We start from the raw sequence: 21,019 nt of genomic DNA on the forward strand, positions 1-21,019 counted from the left end.
GTCCGTCGGCGGTCGGGCGCGTCCGGTGACGTGAGTGTTAGCGAGACCCTTTGTGTCCGGGATTCGTTACCGCTCGTATGAACATGCTCGTCGACGGCGAGTGGCGAACCGACGCGTCGGAGTCGACCGGCGACGACGGTTCGTTCGTCCGTCAAGAGACGACGTTCCGAGATGCGGTCAGGGACGAACCCGACGCTCGGTTCCGGCCGGACGCGGGTCGGTACCGTCTTTACGTTTCATACGCGTGCCCGTGGGCCCACCGGACCCTCGTGATGCGGTCGTTGAAAGGGCTCGAGGATGCGATTCCGGTCTCGGTCGTCGACCCGTACCGCGACGAGGACGGCTGGCAGTTCACGCCCGAGAAAGCCGGGTGTACGCGCGATCACGAACACGACTCGGACTATCTCCGAGAACTGTACGTCCGCGCGGACCCGGACGTGACGTGCCGCGTGACGGTGCCGGTCCTCTGGGACACGGAGACGGACACCATCGTCAACAACGAGTCCGAAGAGATCATGCGAATGCTGGACACCGAGTTCGACGGGGTCCCCGAGAGCGAAGCGAGTGAGGGCTCGTCAGTCGAGCGAACCGAGTCTGACGGTGTCGCGACGCGGGACGTGGACCTCTACCCTGACGGCTACCAGGACGACGTCGACCGGATCATCGACGAGATCTACGACCCGATCAACGACGGCGTCTATCGCGCCGGTTTCGCGACGGAACAGGCCCCCTACGACGAGGCGGTCGAGGACCTCTTTTCGGCGCTCGATCGCTGGGACGCGGTGCTCGCCGACCGACGATACCTCGCGGGCGATCGATTGACGGAGGCCGATATCGCGATGTTTACGACGCTCGTCCGGTTCGACAACGTCTATCACACCCACTTCATGTGTAACGTCCAGTACGTCCGTGAGTACGACAACCTCTGGCCGTACCTCCGCGATCTGTATCAGACGCCGGGCGTCGCCGAGACGGTCGACATGAGCCACATCAAAGAGCACTACTACACGACGCACCCGGACGTGAATCCAAACCGAATCGTGGCTCGAGGACCGGACCCGAACTTCGAGGCGCCCCACGACCGAGACGAACTCCCGGGCGGACCGCCGTCCGATCTCGTTGCGACCGGCTTCGCCGACGACTGACGGCCGGTTTCAGGACCCGCTCGGCGGACGGCCGGATTCTCGGCGCCAGTCCGCGAAGCTGTTTTCGATATCTTCGCTCGAAACGAAGGCTTTCCAGAGGATCCACGCGAGCGCGATGACCGGGAGCAGCGGCAAGAGAATAATGACGAGGATCGCGGCCATCACGTACCCGAACAGGGACATCTGCGTATTCGGTCCGTAACCCGTCGACTCGGACACCTTGGTTGACATGTACGGTGGTACGAACGTGTCGCTATTCCGTCTTTCGACTCTGCGGGTCGCCAACGCGCCCGAGCGGGGCCAGTCGGGCGGTCGACGCGCGGACCCGCACCGACACTCACGGCCGTCGAGCGACCGTCTCTCACGTCGTCTCGAGCCCCTCGCGACCGCTCGACTCGTCGCTCAGTACGGCCTCGGAATCGTCCTGCGGGCGGTACCCGAGCGTCTGCATCGTCTCGGCCAGCGAAAGGAACCGTTCGGAATTGTCCGAGATTCCGTGGGCGATCAGCGGCGAGTCCTCGAGCGTGGCCGTCGCGGCCGCGTCGAGCACCCGCCGGCAGTCGCCGGGGCTGAGCCACATCGCGCGGGCGTAGCGCTCGCCGACACCGTCACGGTCTCGACACTCCTGGCGGAGTTCGTCCCGCGTGAGGAGCCAGCCGATACGCAGATTCACCACGTCGAACCCGTGTCGCTTCGCGTAGTACGATCCCATCGCTTCGCCGAAGACTTTCGTAACGCCGTAGAAGGTGTCCGGATCCGCCCGCCCGTCCGGGCGAACGATCGCTGGGGTGGCGACCGTCGACTCGGGCCTGACCACCGAGACCGTGTTGCTCATGTTGACCGCGTGGTTGGAACTCGAAAAGACGACCCGCTCCAGGTCGTTCTCGACTGCGGCTTCGAAGGCGTTGTAGAGGCCGTCCACGTTCGGTCCGCGCAGTTCGTCCCACGCGGCTCGCGGGGAGGGGTTCGCGGCGAGGTGAATCAATACGTCCTGGCCTTCGAGGGCGTCGGCGAACGCTTCTCGATCGGTGATCTCGAGCGGCGTGGTGTCCAGTTCGTCGGTCGGACTGTGGGAGAACAACGTCAACTCGTGGTCGTCGGGGAACGCGTCGATGGCTTCGCTGCCGACGTTCCCCGCCGCGCCGGTGATAGCGATACGCGTCATACGAAACGAACACCGACGCCGCTGAAATAGGCCGACCCAGCGCGTTCCGGTCGCGGGGTCCAGTCCGACACGCCGTCGTCGGACCGGGTCGACCGGAGCGTTTTTTCTCGATCAGCCCTACGTTTATCCGTGAGTTCCACCACGACGTGGTCTGTCGAACTGCTGGTCCCCGAGGACGCCGATCTGGATGCCGCCGGCGAATCGCGGACGATCGAGGTCGGCGAAGACGAGTCGATTCTCGCGGCGGCTCGGGCCGCGGGCCTCTGGCTGTCCGCGGACTGCCAGCAGGGGTGGTGTGTTACCTGCGGCGCGAAACTGCGCTCCGGCGAGGTGGACCACAGTCGGGCCAAGCGGTATTATCCGGAAGACGAGGAGGCGGGATTCGTCCTCACTTGCGTCGCCCGACCCCGTTCGGACTGCGTCATCGAGGTCGAACAGTACGACGAACTGCTTCGACATCGCGCCGACCACGACCGACCGCCCGGACGATCGAAGTTCGGATAGGTGCGAGCACCACACCGGCGAGACCGACCACCGGTACCCGCTCGCCGAACGCGCCGAACGTTTTCCCGATCGCTGTCGTACGATCGGCCATGACGGAGCCGACCGCACCGCAGGCACCGCAGTTTACCGGCGTTTTGCTCTACGATGGGGACTGTCCGTTCTGCTCGGCCGCCTCGACGGCGATGCGGCAACTCGAGCGGGTGGGCATCGTTCCGTGGGACGATCCGGCCGCACAGGACTTTCTCGAGGCCCAGTTCGGTTCGGTCCCGTTCGCACTCTTTTTCGCCGATATCGAGGCCGAGACGGTCTGGGCCGGTCGAGCCGCCGCCACCGAACTGTGTGATCGGGCCGGAATGCCGGTTCTGGTTCGGGATATCGTCGACGAGCGATACGAACGGTTCGCGGACGCCATCCGGTTCGTCTCAGGCGCCGACCGCGAGGTCGATCCGTACCACGACGCCTATCCGCTGACCGACGACGCCGCGGCGCTGTTCGACGAGGTGGCGGCGGCGAGCAACCGGACGCACGTGCCGCTAGACTCGCGGTGAGTCACGCCGGATTCGGTGCGGGCAAGGCACGGAGCCCGCGCGGCGGAACGAGGTAGTTCGCGCGGGAACGAACGGTGAGATACTGCAGGATACCACTGTTCGACCGCATGACGGAGAGGTCGGACCCTGTCATCGCTTCGCGCGTCTTCACGAAATCCGCGATCGAGCGCTGCAGCGAGAGGAAGTGCGTGGCCGCCGTGTCGTCGTCGGTCGAGTCGAAGTCCCGTCGAAGGACGATCGGTTCGCCGTCCTCTCGAGCGCGCGCGGCCTTCTGAGCGTGGCCGACCGTGCCCTCGTGCTGGGCGACCTCGGCCGCGCTCTCCGGAACGTCGGTGATCCCGCTCGAGTCGCCGAGGTTGTGACCGGCTCCCTCGACCAGGTCGTCCGCGGCGTGAGACGGCGAGAACATCTTGGCGACGCGCTGGGTGCGGCTGTCTTGCTCGTACCACTGACGGAGGTTGAGCTGAATATTCGAGAGGTGAATCGTCGTCCCGCCGCCGAACGGCCCGTCCTGAATCGTCACGCGATCCTCGGTCGCCTGATTCTGCCTGAACCCGGATTTGAATCCCATGAACATCGGTGCATCTTCCGGGACGGGTTCGCTCTCCGGAATGCCACTGACGCCGGACTGGCGCGCTGCCGGGAGGCCACGTCCGATGAATCCCGTCCGTCGGTCCGCGACGTCGAAAATTCCGTCGATCGTCCCCTCGACATCGAGGCCGTTTAGTTGCTCGAGCTTCCCTTTCAGGGCTTCCTCGGCGCTCAGCGTGACGTGACCGTAGTCGCTGGCCAGGTGAACGAGCGCGTCGTACTCGTCGATCGCGATCGCGGAATCCTCGATCGGTGCGAGCGCGCGCGGTTCGGGCAGGTCGACCTCGTCGGGGAGGGCTGCGTCGAACCGGTCGAAGTACGCCGGGCTGTAGCCGATTACGGACGCCAGGCCCTCGTTACCCCGCTTGTACGCCTTCTCGAGCGTCCGGAACGCGGACTCGAGTCGGTCGCGCTCCTCGGATGCATCGGCGGGGCCGTCCCCGATGTAGTCGAGGCCGAGCAGGAGGTGGTGTTCGGGCGGTCGCACGTTTCCGTCCTCGTCGGTCGAGAGAAATTCGTTCCAGGCGTGCTGGCGTCGGGGGAGGTCGTCCGGAGCGAGGGTCGCCTGTGGCACGTCTTCGGTCTCCTCGCGCTGGAGGCACGCGGCGAGCGCGCTCGCACCGCCGATGGCGACGGCGCTGCGAACGAACCCGCGACGCGAGAGTCCGCGATCCGGTCCGTGCATGGACGTCACTGAGTGCCCGTCGCAGAAGGGGGTTGCGGTCCCGTCGCCTTCGATAATCCGTCCTCCCGAAACGGTCTACTCGGCGGTGTACCGTTCCGAAATGGATACATTCCACGGGCGGCACGCAAACCTCTAAGTGGCGACTTATGGGAGTCATTCGGTGCGATGTCCGAGGAAAAACCACACGCTGCAGGCAGTGTCGAAGCGGGTGACACCAGCGAACGAGTCGGGATGGCGGTCCTTCGCGAACGTGGGCTCGAACCGGAGGAACTACGCGAGAAACTGATCGATGCGATCGGTGCCGAATTCACCACCTATTACTACTACACGAACCTGCGGATGCACCTGGCCGGGCACGAAGACTACAAGGAAATAACCGAGGACGCACGCCTCGAGGACAGGGCGCACTTCGAACTGGTCGCACCGAGAGTGTACGAACTCGGCGGCGCGCTGCCGAACGACATCCGGGACTTCGCCGACCGGGCGTCCTGTCCCGATGCCGAGGTTCCGACGCCGATGGACGACGAGGGCGGTTTCGACACCCACGACCTCGACGCGGAAAGCGTACTGGAGGTACTGCTCGAGGCCGAACGCTGTGCGATTCGAACGTGGTCGGAGGTCTGTGACATGACTCAGGGGGTCGACCCGCGGACGTACGACATGGCACAGCGAATCCTCCAGGAGGAAATCGAACACGAGGCCTGGTTCGTCGAACTCCTCTCGATGGAGCGGGACGGCGAAATCAATCCCGCCGGTCACTTCATCCGGGGCGAGCCAGGTGACGCACCGCTGTCGACGAACCGCCGGTTCAACGACAGCGCGTGAACTGTCCGGTCCCGGTCGCTTCGGCTTTCGGAACGTAACCGCCCGGGCCGGGAGACGTCGGATCGATCCCGTGAGCGACTCGATCCGCGATCCCTCGACGTCGTTTGCGGCGGTCCGCCCGCCCGACCCGCCGTCGCACCGATACAGCCATAGAGTGGTATGGGCTACCAATAAGCATGGAAGAGGTCGAAGTGTTCGTCGATATCGACGCGCCGCCGGCGGCCGTCTGGGACGCGCTCCGCTCGTTCGCGAGCTATCCCGAGTGGGACCCGATCGGCCGAACGATCGTCGGCGTCACAGTCGAAGACGGTACAGCTCGGGGACGCGATCTCTCTTTCGCACTCGGCAGTCGCCCCATTCGACCCGCGGTAGTGGCGATCGAACCGCAACGGCGACTCGCCTGGCTCGATCGGCTGGTCGTGCCGTTCGCGTTCGATCGGTACCACGAATTCCACCTCGAGCCGATCGACGACGGTGAGCGATCCGACCGATCGGGGTCGGGCTCGCGGTCCACCGATGGCCGTCGCACGCGACTGCTCCAGCGCGAGACGGTTCGCGGTGCGCTCGTCCCGTTAGTCTTCGATCACGCTCGCGTCGAAGAATCGTTCGCGACGATGAACGACGCGATCGCGGCTCGAGCCGAACGGTCCGCGAGTGTCGCCGTCTGACCCTCGGCTGCGGGAACCGGCCGTCCGTTTCGCGAGCCGACTCAGACCAACTCCGACAGTCCCGAGAGCGACTCGATTTCGTGTGCCGGTTCGGTCGGGAGCTCGTAGCCCACGCGGTGATCACGACGGATGAACGCCGCGTCGACGCCGGCCGCGTCGGCCGCAGCGATGTCGACCCTGCTATCGCCCACGTACAGCGGATTCCCGACGCCGAGGTCCGCGAACGCCCGTTCGAGGTAGTACGGGGTCGGCTTCTTGCGTTCGATCCCCTCGAGCGTCGGTTCGCGGCCGTACCAGGCGTCGAACCCGCCGAGGTCGCAGTGTTCGACGATGTTCCCGATCGTCTCGTGTTGGTTGTTACTGACGATCGCGGTCGGGACTGACAGGGACTCGAGCGTCACGACGTCCTCGTAGTGTCGTTTCCGACCGGTCCGAAGTTCGGCGAGTTGAACCGCGATCGCCGCATCCTCGCGGGCGGTCCAGAGTTCTTCGGGACCGATGCCGTGATCGTCCGCGACACGGCGTAACGAGTGGACGTCGGGGCTCAACAGCGTCTCGACGTGATCTGTCGGCGGTTCGGTGACGCCGACGGCTTCGAAGGCCTCGTGCATCGCCTCGACCAGTACGTCCCGTTCCGTCGGCGTCGTCAACACGCCATCGTTGTCGAAGACGACCGCATCGTACGCCGTCCCGGTGCTCATGTGTGTCGTCGTAGGGGACGGACGGATTTCGTTGTTTTCCCTCCGAACGATTTTCGGGTCGTTCCGCGCGGATCGCGTTCGGTTTCGAGACCGTCCGACCGTCGATTTTCGCCCCCACCGTGAGCAGAAAATACTTATACGGTTGTTGGAAACCCAGGATCGACGATACTGGTCCCACCATGACACCCGCTCGATCCGACTCGACATCGACGACGGGCGGTGACCTGACGATACCGCCGTCGGTTCGAGCGTTCGTTCGCGCGCGTCTCGGGATCGATCCCCGGGCGCTCGGCGCCTTCCGGATCGGACTGGGACTGGTGGTCGTGGCCGATCTGCTCGTCCTCAGGGCACCGGGGCTCCGCACGTTCTATACGGACCGCGGAATCCGCCCTCGAGGACGTTTCTCCGACGCTCGCGCAGTGGTCACTCCACGCCGTTTCCGGATCCCTCTGGGTGCAAGCAGTCCTGCTCGCGGTCACCGCGCTGTTCGCGACGTGCGTCTCGTCGGCTATCGGTCTCGAATCGCGGCCCTCGGTTCGGCGCTTCTCCTCGCATCGCTCCACGCCCGCAATCCGTATCTGGTCAACGGTGGCGATACGATCCTCGTCTCGCTGCTCGTCCTTGCAGCGTTTCTGCCGCTCGATTCGATGTGGTCGCTCCGTCGTCGGCCCGATCCCCGGCGGGGCGAGACGCGTATCGACGAGGAGCACCGCATTACCACGACCGCGACCGCAATCGTCCTCCTCCACGTCGTGAGTATCTACGCGATAAATGCGATTCTCAAGTTCCGGAGCGACGCCTGGATGAGCGGCGTCGCGGTCCGGCGGATATTCCGGCTCGAGGACTTCGTCTACCTGTTCGGTCCGATGCTCGCGGAACAGACCGCTGCTCTCACCGCGATCAACTGGCTCTGGACGGTGACCCTTTCGGCGTCCGTGCTACTGATTCTCACGACCGGCTGGCTTCGGGCGGCGATCGGCGTCGCCTTCGTCGTCTCCCACCTCGGAATGGCGGCGACGATGCGTCTCGGTGCCTTTCCCTACGTCATGGTCGCCGCCGTGCTGTTGTTCGTTCCACCGCGGATGTGGGATCGTCTCGCCGAATTCGCGTCGAGGACCGATCCCGCGGGTCGGCTCGAGTCCATCGCGTGGGAGCGACGGAGTGGCCACACGGCCGCTTCGATGCCGTCCGGCGTCGCAGTCTGGCCGCGTCTCCGCCGCGGGGGGCGCCTCGCTGGAGTCGTGTTTCTCGTCGGATTCGCCCTCTCGATCGGATGCTGGCAAGTGGTCGCTGCCGGTCTCGTCGACGCACCCGCCGCGACAACCGACGGGGAACTGGACGGTGCGAGCTGGGCCTTTTTCGCTCCGAATCCCCCGGATTCGTACAGCTGGTACGTGATCGAAGCCGACCGGGGTACCGGGGACCCGATAGACCTCGTCGACGGAGGGACTGTGGATTTCGACCGGCCGGCGGACGCGATGGATCGCTATCCGACCACGCTCTGGAAACGCTACGGGACGAAAACGCGGGGCGCGGGCGAGGCGCACCGCGAGCCGGCGGTCGCATACTTCTGTGATCGCGCTCCGGCCGACGTCGAATCGGTGACCATCTATCGGTTCGATCAACCGGTCGACGCCGACGGCCCGGTCGGTGAGCCGATCCGACGCGAGCGGATCACGGCCGCCTGCGGCTGAGTGGCCGGCCCGCGGCTGGGGCGGCCACCGCGACCGGTCGAGAGACGTTCGGAGGGAGATTCGTCCGCAGGTTCAAGTACTGATGGGCGGCCAGAGTCGTCGTGATCTGCAACAACGCACCTCGAACGAGCGTCGGTACGGCCGACGCCGTCGTTTCGATCGGACCGATCGACGCCGCCGGTCGACGCCGTTTCAGTCGGGTGGACGATGGGACATAGGGCGCTGGTCGCCTACCGGCGATCGGATCGGCTCTACGACCTCCGGTACAGTCACTGGGGGGGCGAGTCCCTGTCGTTCGCCGATCGGATATCCGCTGACACTCCCTACGCCGATGGCGCGATCGAACGCGACGTCCTGACGGACTCCATCACGCGCGATCGGATTCTAACGGACTATCTCGATCCCTGCGTTCACGAGGCGCTGTATCTCGTCACACCGGCGGCCGAGTACGCGGTCGACTCCTTTCGAGTCTGCTGGCTCGAGTGGGCCGGTGGATGGGACAGCGGTCGGGGCGCCGTCGTCGCGGTCGAACCCGCCGATGACCGGGCGCTCAGGGTCTGGTTTCGATCGACCAAGACGGCACTGGCAGACGTCGTCGAGATGGGCGCACTCTCGCGGCGAGCGGCACGGGCCTATCTCGAGGCCCGAATCTGCGACGATCTGGACGCCGCGGTTTACACCTACGACGACGTGCCGGCGACCGATCCCGACCGGACGTCCGCGTCGATGGCCGACCGCTGGTTCGAGACCGGAAAGCGCGATCGCGAGGATCAGACGTGCGGGCCGGACGCGGCCGATAGCAACCCGGAGCCAGATGCGCTGGACGAGACGGACGCGACCGACGCGACCGACGGCACGGACCGGATCGACGACGAGGACTGGCCCGGTTGAACCGGACTTACTCGCCGGAGGCCCATCGTGCGTCCGCGAGCGTGCGCTGTACGACCTCGTCGCCGACGGCTTCCGCCAGCGTTTCGAAGCCGACCCGTTCGCTCCGGTCGGTCGCGTTCGCGACCAGCCGAGAGACGATAAATTCGGGCGTCGAACGCCCGACCGTCCCGAATCGAGGCTGGTAGTCGACGAGTAACTCGAGGTCGGGACTCAGCCCTTCGGCGAAGATGCCGTCGACCCGCGCCTCGGGCGGCAGGGGCTCGAGATCGTCGGCGAGGTGAGTGACGAAGACGCCGAGCGCGTCGCGATCGACCGACAGCGTGACGAGGCCGTGAAGCAGATCCGCGGCGCTACCCGGCTCCGTGATCGCCTCGAACTCGTCGACCAGCATCAGCGTACGCCCGTCCGTCGAGAGCGGCGGAACGATGGAACGCAGCGTCGACTCGAGGACGCCGGCGTTGAAGCTCGCGTGCCGTCTGTGAAAGACCAGGGAGTCGACCGGCGCCACCTCGGCGCGGTCGGCCGGGACCGGCAACCCCATCGTCGCCAGCAGGACGACCTGACACAGCGTCTCGAGCAGGGTCGTCTTCCCGCCGCTGTTCGCGCCCGTCAGGACGGCGACGCGCTCGTCGTCGGGGACGGAGTCGACGCCGGCGGGGACGCTCGAGATGTCGTGTTCACCGAGCGCGTACGTGATCGACTGGACGCTCTCGTCGTCGCGCGCGGCGAGCGTGAGATTCCGCGCCTCGACGACGGAGACGGTGGCCGCCCCGCCGTCGACGAACGTGGGACGCGAACAGTCGTACTCGAGCGCGAAGCGCGCGAGCGAGAGATGCAGCGCGATGTCGTCGACCGCCTCGACGGCCCGCTCGACGCCCTCGCGAGCATCATCGAGCGTGTTCCGAAACTCGTCCGCGACGGCTTCCTCCCGCTCGTCGATAGCCGCGGTAAGGTCGCCCCGGAGCGTCCGTAACGTTGCGCCGACGAAATCCGTCGCGTCAGTCGCTTCGGTCGGCATCGCGTCTCGAACCTGATCGATCGTCACGGCCGTCTCGTTCAGGAGGTGATCCTCGAACGACTGGCGGAATCCCTCGACGTCGCGGATCCCCTCCGAACGGAGGTCTTCGATCAACGCGAGCGCGTTCGCGTCCATGTCCTCGACCGCACCCAGTGCGTCACGCAATCGATCGAGTTCTTCGTCCGCGCCCTCGCGTACCCGGCTCCCGTCGAGTGCGGCCAGGGCCTCCGCGGCCTCGGCCAGCCGGCCGCCGTCGAGGTCGGCGATGACGGCGAACGGTCCGGAGTCGACCCCCGCCTCGAGCAATGCCAGTGCGGCCTCGACGGCGGCGTGTTCGCTGCCGTCACGCTCGTCGTAGCGATCGTAGGCGTCGAGGACGGCGGTGCGATCGTCGTCGGAAAGATCGGCCCAGGCGTCGCGGGCCGCGAGGACGTCCTCGAGTCGGTTCTCCATCGCGTCGCGGTCGGCAAGCGGCGTGAGCACTCGAATCCGATCTGCCGCACGTTGGGTGACGGCGTGGCCGACGGCGAGGTCGAGTAGCTCCTTGTACGCAGACCGGGCGTCACTGGTCGCCAGAACATCCATTCCCGCCCCGCCTGTCGCCCGGCGGAGGATTCGCGTCGCCCGGCCGCGGGCGAGGCCGGCATCGGAAAGCGTCCGCACGTCCCCGCTTTCGATCGCCCGGATCGCCTGTTCCCTTCCCAGTTCGTCGACCAGCGTCTCGCGCGTCTTCGGGCCGACTCCCCAGTACTCCTCGAGTCGCATACACCCTGCACTCGAGGCGACCATCTTGAACGCTGTGTCATCCGCGTGTCATCGGCCGGCCCAACTCCGCCCCTCGGGTGGCCCTCGTGGTCGAGAGGTACTCCGACCGGTCGATCGGTGCTGCGCGTCGCTCACCCGCCACTCGTTGCTCGAGTCGGGGGCGACTCGAGGTCGGACGGGATATCGAGCGTGGTCTCGCGATAGGTATCCACGAACGTGAACAACAACGGGGAATGAAGGAGACCGTAAAAGCACAAACACGGGGATTTTTATCGACTCGGTGCCCTACTCACTCCCATGACTGATGGGCGGGGCGAGACTCCCCGGCGAACAGGAATGACCGAAAAGTGCGGCGTCGTCGGCGTCTCACTCGACGGTCGGGACGCGGCACGACCGTTGTACTACGCGCTCTACGCACTCCAGCATCGGGGGCAGGAATCGGCGGGTATCGTGACCCACGACGGGTTCCAGCAGCACAGTCACGTCGAGATGGGGCTCGTGGGAGACGCGTTCGGTGAGGGCGACCTCGACACGCTCAACGGGTCGGCGGGGATCGGCCACGTGCGCTATCCGACGGCCGGGTCCGTCGATTCGTCCTGTGCGCAGCCCTTCTCCGTCTCGTTCAAGAGCGGTTCGCTCGGCCTCTCACACAACGGCAACCTCGTCAACGCCGACGAGATCCGCGACGAACTCGCCGCCGCGGGCCACGCCTTCACCAGCGACGGCGACACGGAGGTCATCGCCCACGACCTCGCGCGGAATCTCCTGGAGGAGGATCTGGTCCGAGCCGTCAAACGCACCATGGGTCGGATCCACGGGTCGTACTCGCTGACGATCAGCCACGACGATACGATCCTCGGCGTGCGGGATCCACAGGGCAATCGGCCGCTTTGCATCGGGGAACTCGAGGACGGCTACATTCTGGCCTCGGAGTCGGCGGCGATAGACACCCTCGACGGGGAACTCGTCCGCGACGTGCGACCGGGCGAACTGGTCGTCCTCCAGGACGGTGGGCAGGGATTCGACACGTACCAGCTCGTCGAACAGGAGCACACGGCCCACTGCTTTTTCGAACACGTCTACTTCGCGCGGCCCGACAGCGTCATCGACGGGACGCTCGTCTACGAGGCCCGGCGCGAACTCGGCCGCAGGCTCTGGGAGGAAAGCGGCGTCGAGACGGACGTCGTGATGCCGGTCCCCGACTCCGGGCGCGCGTTCGCCTCGGGGTATGCCGACGCCGCGAGCGAGACGACCGCCGACGGCGAACCCCGAGCCGGGGACGACGAGGGCGTCGAGTTCGCCGAGGGGCTGATGAAGAACCGGTACGTCGGCCGGACGTTCATCATGCCGACCCAGGACGAGCGCGAGCGAGCGGTTCGGCTCAAACTGAATCCGATCAAGTCGACCATCGAAGGGAAAACCGTCACCGTGATCGACGACAGCATCGTCCGCGGGACGACCTCGACCCAACTCGTCCAGTTGCTCAAAGATTGCGGTGCGAAGGAGGTTCACGTCAGAATCGGCGCGCCCGCCATCGTCGCCCCCTGTTACATGGGAATCGACATGGCGACCCGCGAGGAGCTGATCGCCTCGGACAAATCGACCGACGAAATCCGTAGCGAAATCGCCGCCGACAGTCTCGCGTACCTCTCGACCGACGCCGTCGCCGACGTCCTAGAGCAGGAACGCATCGACCTCTGTCTCGGTTGTGTGACCGGCGAGTACCCCTACGACATCGAGGGCGAGGAGACCGACCGCGACGTCCACTGTCCCGACCTCGGCGGGCAACCGATGCACGCGGACGACTAATATCGCACGATTGCCGTAATCGCGACTACCGCAGGCAGGCCGCGACGACCTCGAGCATGCCTTCTCCCCGAACTTCGTCGGCGAACAGGGGGACGCGGCGCACGTCGGTCCCCCGAAAGAGATCCTGCGCTTCGGACAGTGCCGACTGCTGGACGTTCCAGCGCCGCTGGCAAAACTCGCAATCGTCGAGGTTCGGTTGCAGGAACTCGCCTTCGACGTCCGCCGTCACGTTCGACAGCGGTTCCATCACTCGATTGACGACGACGGTTCCGACCGGAATCTCGAACTCATCGAGTTGCTGACGGAGCCGTTTCGATTCGATGACGCTCATCTCCTCGGGGACCATGACGATTCGAAAGTCCGTTCGCGCCGGATCACGCAGCGCGGCCCGCAGGCGCTCGATGCGCTCGCGCAGTTCCTGTAAGTCCGCTACGTCTCCGCCGTCCTCCGGAACCTCGGCCCCGCCGAACATCCCTTTGACCCCGTCGATCATCCCGCTGATGCGCTGGCGGAATTGCACGAGTCGGCCCATCATTGTGTCCATGATCTCCGGAAGCTGCAACAGTCGAAGGGTGTGTCCGGTGGGTGCCGTGTCGACGATCACGCGCTCGAACCGTTCGTCGTCCATGTACTCGAGCAAGAGTTGCATCGCGGCGGCCTCGTCTGCACCGGGCATCGCACCGCCGAAGAGCGCGTCCATCGGCGATTCGTCGCCGAGCAGTTCGCCCAATCCACCGAGGGGGGCGTCCGCGGCGTCACCGTCGAGGGGGCCGTCGGCGCTTTCGCCGGCGGAACCGCCGAGAAAGGCGGCCTGTCCCTCCTCGAGTGCGGCGTCGGGGTCGATTTCGGCCGCGAAGAGCGGGATATCGTCGCGGATCCGGTCGGGTCGCGCGGGGACGTCCGTCTCGAACGTATCCGACAGGGAGTGGGCGGGGTCGGTCGAGACGACGAGCGTCCGGGTGCCACCGCGGGCGCTGTCCAGCGCGGTCGCTGCGGCCATCGTCGTCTTCCCGACGCCGCCTTTCCCACCGTAGAGTACGTAATCGGGCCCGTCGATCGGCTCCTCGGATGGCTGCACGTCGATGGTCTCTCGTCGCCCGGTCCCTTCCTGGTCGACCGAATCGGTCGGCGTCACCTCGATCCGTTCCGCGCCGCCGTTGGTCTCGGTCGCCGCCTCGTCTTCCGCATCGACCGGCTCGACGTCGATCCCGCTCATACGGACCGATTTCCCGCCCACACAGGAGTATTCGTCGGTCTCGGTTCGACGAACGTCGCGTCGTCGATTCCGGTGGCGGGTCGTCGAACGAACCGCGACAGTAGGACACAGTTAACGGCGACGTAGCTCGCTTGCGTGAGAACGAACGCGACGACGACGGCCTCGAGCAGCATCTCCCGCTACGTGTGGGCCCGTCGGGTATCCGTGTCGTGGCCGGCGGGTCACCCGTATCGGGAAGTCGCTCGGAGCCGGGGAACCGGTGCGTCGCTTGCGTCCGACGGCCGGTGACTAACGCGGTCGGAACGAGGGGTGAGAAGCGAGCGCGTCGCCGGGAGAACGACGGATCACTCGAAGTACTCTGTCAGCCGCGCTGCGGCTTCTTCGACCCGCGGGGTGACGAGCGCGAACCGTACCCACGCCGTTTTCGACTCGCCGAATGCCTCGCCGGGCATCCCCGCGACGCCGGCGTCGTCGATCAGCCGCATCACGTTCTCGAGCGTCCCCGGGAAGCCGTCGAATCGAGCTAGTACGTAGAACGATCCGTTCGGGCTGGTGTACTCCGCCCCCGACGCGTCGAGCGCGTCGGTGAACGTGACGACCCGTTCGCGGAGTCGGCGCCGATTGCGCTCGTAGTATTCGGTCGGCGTCTCACGGAGGGCGTTTAGAACAGCGTACTGACCGGGCCTGGTGGTCGCCACGTTGACGAGCATGTGTCGGCTTTTGGCTGCCTCGACGAGGTCCGGCGGGAAGATCGCGTATCCGACTCGGAGCCCGGTGACCGCCATCGACTTCGAAAACGCGTTGGTGACGATTCGGTGATCGGAATCGACAGTGAGCGCGCTCGCGAACCGGTTCGAAAGGTCGTAGTGGTCGTACACCTCGTCGCTGATCAGGAGCGCATCGTGCGCTTCGGCGACCGCGACCAGTTCCCGCATCGTCCCTTCGGGATAGACCGCACCCGTGGGATTGTTCGGGGTGTTCACCACGATAGCTGCCGTCTCGGCGCTTGCAGCGTCGCGAACGGCACTCGGGTCGAGTTGTCCGTCGGCCGACGTCCCGACGAACGTCTGCGTTCCGCCGAGCATCGTCGTCTTTCCGGGATAGTAGGGGTACACGGGATCCGTCAGCAGTATCTCGGTCCCGCTGTCGCGCTCGAGCGCCCGGGCCATCGCGAGGTAATTCGCCTCGCCTCCTCCGTTCGTGACGACGACCTGCTCGGGGTCTACGCCGCGGCGTGCCGCGATCTCCTCGCGAAGTTCGAGTACGCCCTCGCTGGGCGGATACTGAAACCGATCCGGCTCGAGGTCGGCGTACTCCCGGAGGCCCTCGCGGAGCGCCGCCGGGGGGTCCCAGTCGGGGTTGCCGCTGACCATGTCGATGACGTCGCGGTCCGCCGCGTTCGCGTACTCCATCACCCGGAAGAACAGCGGCGTTTCGTAGTTCATGTGGTATCGAGTACTGTGTCGGCGCTCTCCGTCGTTCTTTTCGTTTTCCGGCCGGACCGGGCCGTGTCCGGGCCCCGAACGGTGGTGAGCCACGTCTCCGTCGTCACGAATTGCAGTCCGTGGGTTGACGTCCGAGCGGCCCGTCGACCCGAGCATGAACGACGACATCGACCGCGACCTGCCGATGACGGTCGGCGACGCCCTGCGCGATGCCGAGGAGACCCTGTCAGTCGCTGAATCCTGTACCGGTGGCCTGATCGGTGCTGCCATCACCGCGGTGCCAGGCGCGAGCGACTACTTCGACACCGGGGTGACGAGCTACGCCTACGACGCCAAGCGACGACACCTCGGCGTCAGTCGCGAATCGCTCGACGAACACGGTGCCGTCTCGGAACCCGTGGCTCGGGAGATGGCACAGGGGATTCGGGACGTCACGAACGTAACGTGGGGCGTCTCGACGACGGGGGTCGCCGGACCGAGCGGCGGGAGCGACGAAACCCCCGTCGGGACCGTCTACATCGGGGTGTCGTACGCGGCCCCCTGGGGAAGCGAAGCGTCGTATTCGACCGTCTCACGGTACGTCTTCGACGGTGACCGCGCGGACGTCCGCGCGAAAACCGTCGATCAGGCGCTCGCGGACCTCCTCGCGGAACTCGAGGCGCGCTGAACTCCGTCATCCAACTCGAGGCGCGCTGAACGTACCCGTCGATGGTGCCTCTCGAGGGGTCGGTTTCAGTTATCGTCGCTCGAGAAAAACACGACTGGATGACAATCTCGAGAGTAAACTATTCCCGGATCGCCTCCCCAGAGTCGACTAGATGAACAAGAAGGGCCACGTGCTGAACGCCGTTCTTTTGAGTATCGGGCTAGGGTACCTGCTCGAACCGGCGGGGGATCTGGAGACGTTCGAGACGATCGTGATGATCGGCGTTCCGATCACGCTCGGAGCGCTCTTTCCGGACGTCGATACAGCGTTCGGCAAGCATCGAAAGACGCTGCACAACCTGCCGATCCTCGTCGGGTTCGTCCTGTTTCCGTACGTATTCGAGAACCTCATGTACGTCTGGATCGGTGTGTTGACCCATTACGTCCTCGACGTCGCGGGGAGCAAGCGCGGCATCGCGCTGTTCTATCCGGTCTGGTCGGAGGAGTTCGGACTGCCGACCGGTGTCACGGTCAGCAGCAAGCGGGCCGATCTCATGATGGTGGTCGTCACCGCGGGCGAACTCGTACTCGCCGGCGCAGTCGTGTTCCGGCTCCCCCAGTGGGGACTCTCGATCGGCCGACAGCTGGTCGGGGTCTGACGGCTCGTCCGCCGAGCCGCTTCTTTTAGCTGTCGATCGAGTCCGAACGGTCTCACCGTCTCGAGTCACCAGTCGTTCTCCGGAACGATCGACAGTTGGTTGCCGTTGATCTCGATTCGATACTCGTCGACGGCAAAGGATAGTTTCGGGTCGTTGCTGGTCGTGATGAGCGTATCGAGCGCCTCGGGATCGACGTGATCGTACAGTGCAGAGTCGAGTGCCATCGGGAGGTCGGTCGGATCGACGTTTTCGATGCCGGCGATGGCGTTGGCAATCGCAACTGTCGGCGTCGTACTCGACCAGACGTATCGACCACAGAACAGTTCGTCCCCCATATGTTGACCTCTATGAGACGACCCATCGACGACTCACTTTGGTATGGTGTCGTTATTCCGGTGCCAACTGTCAGTTGCGCAAGCTGATACCGCGATCGACCCCGAGCGAGCGGACCGTCAACGAGAGGGCTCACTCGTCGACGGCCTCGTTCCCGGTCGACGAGCGAGGCCGGTGGACTCGGGCAACCGGGCCGGTCCGGTCGACCGCCGGCTACCGAACCGGCCGAAACCGAGCGAACGGACGGTCAGGCGCACCGGGCGGACCGAAACGGACACGACGGGCAATCTCGAGAGCTACTGGCGATTCGGCGTCCAGTCCTCGCAGGCGTCCATGTCGTCCATCGCCGTCTCGTGGCGGGCACAGTATGGAATCATTCCGTCGGACGAACGAACGTACTCGAAGTGCGTGCAGTTTCCACAGTAGCGGTCAGTTGGGGCAGCCGACCGTGCCTTCGGAGAGTCGACGATTTCTGCACCGGTGCCGTCGTCGCCCTCGAGCGGCGAGGAGATGTCCGCGGTCGTCGATCCGCCGTCGCTGGTCGCAGCACCGACGGATCGCCCGGGCGTCGTCGCGGTCCCGCCGCCGATTCCCGTCGAACGGGGGGATCGTCCCGGAGACCGACGCGCACTCGACACTCCCTCCCGGATAACGCCCGCGCCAGCGTCTTTCGTGTCCGTTTCAGCGCTCGCGTTCGTCTGCGTTTCGACGTCACCGTCGGGCATCCCACCGAGAAAGCCGATCCCGCCGAGGCCGCCCGAACTCGTCGAGTCGTCGATTTCGACGACGGTCTTGTTGTGGCGAGTGACGTTCATTTCGAGGTTCCCCCCGGGGTCGTTGCGCCGTTTGAACGTCGCGACGGCGGCGAACAGACACCAGATCGCGGTCAGCAACCCGAGCAAGTAGATCGCGGAGACCTCGAGCGTCAACTGGTCACTGCCGTATCGCCACTGGTGTGGGTAGGCGTGCCAGAAGAGCGCGACCCCCAGCAGGCAGAGGCTCGCGCTGATCGCGGCCGTCGCCTGGATACGGCGGCTGGCCGGTAACACGACGAAGACACCGACGAGGACGGTCGGAACGCTGAGTCCGGCCAGAACGCCCGCCGCACGGACTGTCGCGAACTGGGCGGCCATTCCTCCCGAGAGTTCGACTGCGAAGCCACCGACGGGGTCAGTCGTCGCCACGAGGACGGCTACGACTGCCAGGAACGCACCCACCAAGACGAGCGCCGTTCCCGTGTACAGCCGGCGACTCGTCACCCCAGGCGCGGTTCCATCGTAGACCTCCGTCAGGCTTGTCATGGAGCCTCGTTCGGTTCCCTCACACAAAACGATACGTCAGACACATGTAGTCTGTTGGATAATTAACGTGACGGACGGCGTATGGTGGCTGAGTACTCTTCCGGCTGGGGTGAGGGGCGAACCGGTCCACCGCCCGAAACGAAAGCTTGAATCGGCGGCCACGCGAACGACTGCTCATGAGCGACGAGGAGGCGGACTCGGAGCCGGCGGTTTCACTCGGCGAACGCACGCCCGTCGACGGCGCGCCGCTCGCCCGGGTCAGTTCCCGACTCACCTGGCCGAAAGAGAAAAGCGAGGTCGACCGACTCGAGGGCGACACGGTCATCCGGACGCCGGACGGCCCGCGCGAACTCTCGGCCGTTCTCGAGGACGTCGACGAGACGTACTTCCAACGCTACCAGGAGTTCGAAGGTCACGTCCAGGACGTGATCGGAACCGGCCCTGTGCCGACCGCGGACGAATAGTATCGTGGCGTCCGAGCCGGATCACCACGGCGGTCGCTGGTTCCAGCGCGGACCGGAGCTCACCTGGGTGCAGAAGTCGCTGGTGGTCGGTGCCGTCGTCGCACTGTTGTGGATGCAGTTCGTTCCGAACAGATTGGGCCCGCGGGTCGCCGTCGACAGCGTTCTGCTCATCGGCGGGCCGCTCGCGCTCGGACTCTCGCACGGTAACCGCATCGGCTGGCGCGTCGATCGGCTCGCGGTTCGAAACACGATCCTACTCGCGCTGTTCGTCCTCCCGTTCTACGTCGTGGGTTCGACGTTCCCGACGATTCGCGCGTTCTATCCGATCTGGGAGACGTCGGCTGCGCCTGCGGCGTTCGTTCCCCACGCGGTACGACTCATGGTCCTCGCGCTCGCGGCAGAGACCTACTATCGAGGATTGCTCTGCGTCGGCGTCAGGGAACTCGGATTCGTCGCCGTGTTCATCAGCCCGGTCGTCTACATGCTTCACCACTCCTCGAAGCCGCCGATCGAATTCCTGCTGTCGGGTCCGACGGACGTGTTGTTCGGTGCCGTCGACTACAAGTCGAATTCCATCCTCCCGTCCGTACTCGCCCACGGCGGCGGACTCGTCCTGCTCGATTGGCTCGTTCTCCACGAGCCGCTGTTCGATCCGTCGATCGTCGTCCGGTACCTCGAGTGGTTACCGATCCCACTCTAATACCAGCGTCTCGAGGGCGAGCGTGCTGGACGGCCTGGTAACGCGGACACTCGATTCCCTCGCGGCAACGAAATCGACGTCCGTTGGAGTATGATGTTGATTCGATCGACAGTCACGACCCTCAACACTTATTGGGCCAACTCGCAAACGTGAAATATGGACGCCCGCACGGCGTTTTTCGCCCTCCTGGTGTGTACACTCGGCGCGCTCGCCGCACTGGTAGTCCTACCACTGGTGGAGTACGTCATGTCGGCCTGTCTGCTCGCAGCGTTTCTCCGTCCCGCGAACGAACGACTGGCCCAGCGAGTCGGGACACGCGCCGCCGCGATCTCGCTCATGGCTGCTGCCGTCGTCGCCGGCATCGTTCCACTCGTCCTCGTTTCGCTGGTCGTACTCCGCACGACGGTGTCGACTCTCGAGGTGGTCGACGGAACGCGAATCGCGACGTACGGTCGCGACGTGGCGCGATCCACGCTCGGACTGAGCGAGGAGACAGTCGTCGCACTCGAAGCCGCCGTTCGGTCGGAACTCGAAGGGGCGTTTTCGAGCGTCGCCGAGGTGACGCTTTCGCGGACCATCGACCTCGTTACGCTGGGCGTCGACCTGGTCGTCGGAACGATCGTCTTTCTGTTCGTGCTGTACGCTCTCCTCGCGGAGGGTCCGGCGGTCGTCGCCTGGTTCCGTGACGTCTCACCGCTCGATCCCCGAGTGTTCGACGAACTGTTCGCCGAAGTGGCCGACGTCACCCGCGCCGTCCTCCGCAGTCACGTGCTGATTGCAATCGTGCAGGGAGTCCTCGGCGGCCTTGGACTGGCGATCCTCGGCGTTTCGTACGCAACGACGCTCGGGGTCGTCCTCGTCCTCGTCTCGGTTCTCCCGACGATCGGAATCTGGCTGGTCTGGGGTCCGGTAACGATCGCGCACGCGGCTTCCAGCGGACTCGTACACGGGGGCGTCCTGTTGGCATACGGACTCGTCGTCCTCACCGTCACCGACTACTACCTGCGAGCGTTCCTCGTCGATCGCGGCTCCGATCTTCACCCCGCGGTCGCCCTGCTCGGAGTTATCGGCGGCCTCCAGCTCTTCGGAATCGTCGGACTGTTCGTCGGTCCCGTCGTCCTCGCGAGTTTCAAAGCGGTCGTGAGCCGACTCGATCGCCACCCCTCGCGTCCCGGACTCGCCGACATCGAACGGAATCGGCAACTCACGGAACAGAACGGGTAGGAGGTACCGCCGGGGCGCTATCG

At 65.5% G+C, this 21,019-nt stretch carries 22 protein-coding genes; 13 read left to right on the top strand and 9 right to left on the bottom strand.

Going from position 1 to position 21,019, the window contains the following annotated elements; translation table 11 throughout:
* Positions 1-77 precede the first annotated feature (77 nt).
* A complete protein-coding gene (locus NJT13_RS01935) occupies positions 78-1,145 on the top strand; it encodes a glutathione S-transferase family protein (protein WP_254523807.1) in 1,068 nt (355 codons plus the stop codon).
* A 9-nt stretch (positions 1,146-1,154) separates the two neighbouring features.
* On the opposite strand, the gene NJT13_RS01940 is transcribed toward NJT13_RS01935, so the two are convergent.
* Both NJT13_RS01940 and NJT13_RS01945 read right to left on the bottom strand, forming a co-directional pair.
* Positions 1,155-1,376, bottom strand: coding sequence for a DUF7535 family protein (locus NJT13_RS01940; protein ID WP_254523808.1), 222 nt, complete (start codon positions 1,374-1,376; stop codon positions 1,155-1,157).
* A 130-nt stretch (positions 1,377-1,506) separates the two neighbouring features.
* Positions 1,507-2,310 carry an NAD-dependent epimerase/dehydratase family protein gene (locus NJT13_RS01945; RefSeq protein ID WP_254523809.1) on the bottom strand — a complete coding sequence of 268 codons (804 nt, stop codon included), beginning with the start codon at positions 2,308-2,310 and terminating at the stop codon, positions 1,507-1,509.
* A gap of 129 nt (positions 2,311-2,439) precedes the next feature.
* On the opposite strand from NJT13_RS01945, the gene NJT13_RS01950 reads away from it, so the two are divergent.
* On the top strand, positions 2,440-2,814 hold the full coding sequence (locus NJT13_RS01950) for a 2Fe-2S iron-sulfur cluster-binding protein (RefSeq protein WP_254523810.1): 375 nt from the start codon (positions 2,440-2,442) through the stop codon (positions 2,812-2,814).
* 89 nt (positions 2,815-2,903) lie between these two features.
* Complete coding sequence (locus NJT13_RS01955) at positions 2,904-3,362, top strand: thiol-disulfide oxidoreductase DCC family protein (protein WP_254523811.1); 459 nt, start codon at positions 2,904-2,906, stop codon at positions 3,360-3,362.
* A 1-nt stretch (position 3,363) separates the two neighbouring features.
* On the opposite strand, the gene NJT13_RS01960 is transcribed toward NJT13_RS01955, so the two are convergent.
* Positions 3,364-4,638 carry a DUF7405 family protein gene (locus tag NJT13_RS01960; protein WP_254523812.1) on the bottom strand — a complete coding sequence of 425 codons (1,275 nt, stop codon included), beginning with the start codon at positions 4,636-4,638 and terminating at the stop codon, positions 3,364-3,366.
* Positions 4,639-4,803: 165 nt separating this feature from the next.
* Here NJT13_RS01960 and dps point away from each other — a divergent pair, with 165 nt between their 5' ends.
* Both dps and NJT13_RS01970 read left to right on the top strand, forming a co-directional pair.
* Entirely contained in the window at positions 4,804-5,463 is a 660-nt protein-coding gene (gene dps, locus NJT13_RS01965) for a DNA protection during starvation protein (protein ID WP_254523813.1), read from the top strand.
* Positions 5,464-5,639: 176 nt separating this feature from the next.
* Positions 5,640-6,131: an SRPBCC domain-containing protein gene (locus tag NJT13_RS01970; RefSeq protein ID WP_254523814.1), complete on the top strand. Its 492-nt coding sequence runs from the start codon at positions 5,640-5,642 to the stop codon at positions 6,129-6,131.
* Between the two features lie 41 nt (positions 6,132-6,172).
* Here NJT13_RS01970 and NJT13_RS01975 read toward each other — a convergent pair whose 3' ends face one another.
* Positions 6,173-6,832 (bottom strand): HAD family hydrolase, encoded by a 660-nt coding sequence (locus tag NJT13_RS01975; protein ID WP_254523815.1) that lies wholly within the window; start codon positions 6,830-6,832, stop codon positions 6,173-6,175.
* Positions 6,833-7,011: 179 nt separating this feature from the next.
* On the opposite strand from NJT13_RS01975, the gene NJT13_RS01980 reads away from it, so the two are divergent.
* Positions 7,012-8,526 (top strand): HTTM domain-containing protein, encoded by a 1,515-nt coding sequence (locus NJT13_RS01980; RefSeq protein WP_340681180.1) that lies wholly within the window; start codon positions 7,012-7,014, stop codon positions 8,524-8,526.
* Positions 8,527-8,733: 207 nt separating this feature from the next.
* On the top strand, positions 8,734-9,417 hold the full coding sequence (locus NJT13_RS01985) for a DUF6735 family protein (protein WP_254523816.1): 684 nt from the start codon (positions 8,734-8,736) through the stop codon (positions 9,415-9,417).
* A gap of 7 nt (positions 9,418-9,424) precedes the next feature.
* Here NJT13_RS01985 and NJT13_RS01990 read toward each other — a convergent pair whose 3' ends face one another.
* Positions 9,425-11,200, bottom strand: coding sequence for a MutS-related protein (locus tag NJT13_RS01990; protein WP_254523817.1), 1,776 nt, complete (start codon positions 11,198-11,200; stop codon positions 9,425-9,427).
* Between the two features lie 336 nt (positions 11,201-11,536).
* Between NJT13_RS01990 and purF the strand changes: the two genes are divergently transcribed.
* Positions 11,537-13,009: an amidophosphoribosyltransferase gene (purF, locus tag NJT13_RS01995; protein ID WP_254525368.1), complete on the top strand. Its 1,473-nt coding sequence runs from the start codon at positions 11,537-11,539 to the stop codon at positions 13,007-13,009.
* A 25-nt stretch (positions 13,010-13,034) separates the two neighbouring features.
* On the opposite strand, the gene NJT13_RS02000 is transcribed toward purF, so the two are convergent.
* Together NJT13_RS02000 and NJT13_RS02005 are read right to left on the bottom strand one after the other, a co-directional pair.
* Entirely contained in the window at positions 13,035-14,225 is a 1,191-nt protein-coding gene (locus NJT13_RS02000) for an ArsA family ATPase (protein WP_254523818.1), read from the bottom strand.
* 344 nt (positions 14,226-14,569) lie between these two features.
* Positions 14,570-15,670, bottom strand: coding sequence for a pyridoxal phosphate-dependent aminotransferase (locus NJT13_RS02005; RefSeq protein ID WP_254523819.1), 1,101 nt, complete (start codon positions 15,668-15,670; stop codon positions 14,570-14,572).
* A 154-nt stretch (positions 15,671-15,824) separates the two neighbouring features.
* On the opposite strand from NJT13_RS02005, the gene NJT13_RS02010 reads away from it, so the two are divergent.
* A complete protein-coding gene (locus NJT13_RS02010) occupies positions 15,825-16,337 on the top strand; it encodes a CinA family protein (protein WP_254523820.1) in 513 nt (170 codons plus the stop codon).
* 151 nt (positions 16,338-16,488) lie between these two features.
* A complete protein-coding gene (locus NJT13_RS02015; protein ID WP_254523821.1) occupies positions 16,489-16,974 on the top strand; it encodes a metal-dependent hydrolase in 486 nt (161 codons plus the stop codon).
* Positions 16,975-17,039: 65 nt separating this feature from the next.
* Here the strand turns inward: NJT13_RS02015 and NJT13_RS02020 are convergent, their stop codons facing one another.
* Complete coding sequence (locus NJT13_RS02020; RefSeq protein WP_254523822.1) at positions 17,040-17,309, bottom strand: HalOD1 output domain-containing protein; 270 nt, start codon at positions 17,307-17,309, stop codon at positions 17,040-17,042.
* Positions 17,310-17,603: 294 nt separating this feature from the next.
* The gene (locus NJT13_RS02025) at positions 17,604-18,608 is read right to left on the bottom strand and encodes a cell division protein CdpA domain-containing protein (RefSeq protein WP_254523823.1); all 1,005 of its coding nucleotides are present in this window, start codon (positions 18,606-18,608) and stop codon (positions 17,604-17,606) included.
* 176 nt (positions 18,609-18,784) lie between these two features.
* On the opposite strand from NJT13_RS02025, the gene NJT13_RS02030 reads away from it, so the two are divergent.
* The 3 genes from NJT13_RS02030 to NJT13_RS02040 all read left to right on the top strand — a co-directional run bounded on the left by NJT13_RS02030 (position 18,785) and on the right by NJT13_RS02040 (position 20,996).
* The gene (locus NJT13_RS02030) at positions 18,785-19,072 is read left to right on the top strand and encodes a DUF5789 family protein (RefSeq protein WP_254523824.1); all 288 of its coding nucleotides are present in this window, start codon (positions 18,785-18,787) and stop codon (positions 19,070-19,072) included.
* Positions 19,073-19,184: 112 nt separating this feature from the next.
* Positions 19,185-19,772 (top strand): CPBP family glutamic-type intramembrane protease, encoded by a 588-nt coding sequence (locus NJT13_RS02035; RefSeq protein WP_425499800.1) that lies wholly within the window; start codon positions 19,185-19,187, stop codon positions 19,770-19,772.
* Positions 19,773-19,928: 156 nt separating this feature from the next.
* Entirely contained in the window at positions 19,929-20,996 is a 1,068-nt protein-coding gene (locus NJT13_RS02040; protein WP_254523826.1) for an AI-2E family transporter, read from the top strand.
* Positions 20,997-21,019: the final 23 nt, after the last annotated feature.

The sequence above is a fragment of the Natrinema caseinilyticum genome (genome assembly GCF_024227435.1).
GTDB classification, from domain to species: domain Archaea; phylum Halobacteriota; class Halobacteria; order Halobacteriales; family Natrialbaceae; genus Natrinema; species Natrinema caseinilyticum.

What these genes read in the sequence shown, in the direction of transcription:
- NJT13_RS02015 (WP_254523821.1), top strand. Translation starts at nt 16,489, where the DNA reads ATGAACAAGAAGGGCCACGTGCTGAACGCCGTTCTTTTGAGTATCGGG.
- NJT13_RS01955 (WP_254523811.1), top strand. Translation starts at nt 2,904, where the DNA reads ATGACGGAGCCGACCGCACCGCAGGCACCGCAGTTTACCGGCGTTTTG.
- NJT13_RS02005 (WP_254523819.1), bottom strand. Translation starts at nt 15,670, where the DNA reads ATGAACTACGAAACGCCGCTGTTCTTCCGGGTGATGGAGTACGCGAAC.
- NJT13_RS01985 (WP_254523816.1), top strand. Translation starts at nt 8,734, where the DNA reads ATGGGACATAGGGCGCTGGTCGCCTACCGGCGATCGGATCGGCTCTAC.
- NJT13_RS02000 (WP_254523818.1), bottom strand. Translation starts at nt 14,225, where the DNA reads ATGAGCGGGATCGACGTCGAGCCGGTCGATGCGGAAGACGAGGCGGCG.
- NJT13_RS01990 (WP_254523817.1), bottom strand. Translation starts at nt 11,200, where the DNA reads ATGCGACTCGAGGAGTACTGGGGAGTCGGCCCGAAGACGCGCGAGACG.
- NJT13_RS01970 (WP_254523814.1), top strand. Translation starts at nt 5,640, where the DNA reads ATGGAAGAGGTCGAAGTGTTCGTCGATATCGACGCGCCGCCGGCGGCC.
- NJT13_RS02010 (WP_254523820.1), top strand. Translation starts at nt 15,825, where the DNA reads ATGAACGACGACATCGACCGCGACCTGCCGATGACGGTCGGCGACGCC.
- NJT13_RS01980 (WP_340681180.1), top strand. Translation starts at nt 7,012, where the DNA reads ATGACACCCGCTCGATCCGACTCGACATCGACGACGGGCGGTGACCTG.
- NJT13_RS01935 (WP_254523807.1), top strand. Translation starts at nt 78, where the DNA reads ATGAACATGCTCGTCGACGGCGAGTGGCGAACCGACGCGTCGGAGTCG.
- NJT13_RS02040 (WP_254523826.1), top strand. Translation starts at nt 19,929, where the DNA reads ATGGACGCCCGCACGGCGTTTTTCGCCCTCCTGGTGTGTACACTCGGC.
- dps (WP_254523813.1), top strand. Translation starts at nt 4,804, where the DNA reads ATGTCCGAGGAAAAACCACACGCTGCAGGCAGTGTCGAAGCGGGTGAC.
- NJT13_RS01940 (WP_254523808.1), bottom strand. Translation starts at nt 1,376, where the DNA reads ATGTCAACCAAGGTGTCCGAGTCGACGGGTTACGGACCGAATACGCAG.
- NJT13_RS01945 (WP_254523809.1), bottom strand. Translation starts at nt 2,310, where the DNA reads ATGACGCGTATCGCTATCACCGGCGCGGCGGGGAACGTCGGCAGCGAA.
- NJT13_RS01960 (WP_254523812.1), bottom strand. Translation starts at nt 4,638, where the DNA reads ATGCACGGACCGGATCGCGGACTCTCGCGTCGCGGGTTCGTTCGCAGC.
- NJT13_RS01975 (WP_254523815.1), bottom strand. Translation starts at nt 6,832, where the DNA reads ATGAGCACCGGGACGGCGTACGATGCGGTCGTCTTCGACAACGATGGC.
- purF (WP_254525368.1), top strand. Translation starts at nt 11,537, where the DNA reads ATGACCGAAAAGTGCGGCGTCGTCGGCGTCTCACTCGACGGTCGGGAC.
- NJT13_RS02020 (WP_254523822.1), bottom strand. Translation starts at nt 17,309, where the DNA reads ATGGGGGACGAACTGTTCTGTGGTCGATACGTCTGGTCGAGTACGACG.
- NJT13_RS02030 (WP_254523824.1), top strand. Translation starts at nt 18,785, where the DNA reads ATGAGCGACGAGGAGGCGGACTCGGAGCCGGCGGTTTCACTCGGCGAA.
- NJT13_RS02035 (WP_425499800.1), top strand. Translation starts at nt 19,185, where the DNA reads ATGCAGTTCGTTCCGAACAGATTGGGCCCGCGGGTCGCCGTCGACAGC.
- NJT13_RS02025 (WP_254523823.1), bottom strand. Translation starts at nt 18,608, where the DNA reads ATGACAAGCCTGACGGAGGTCTACGATGGAACCGCGCCTGGGGTGACG.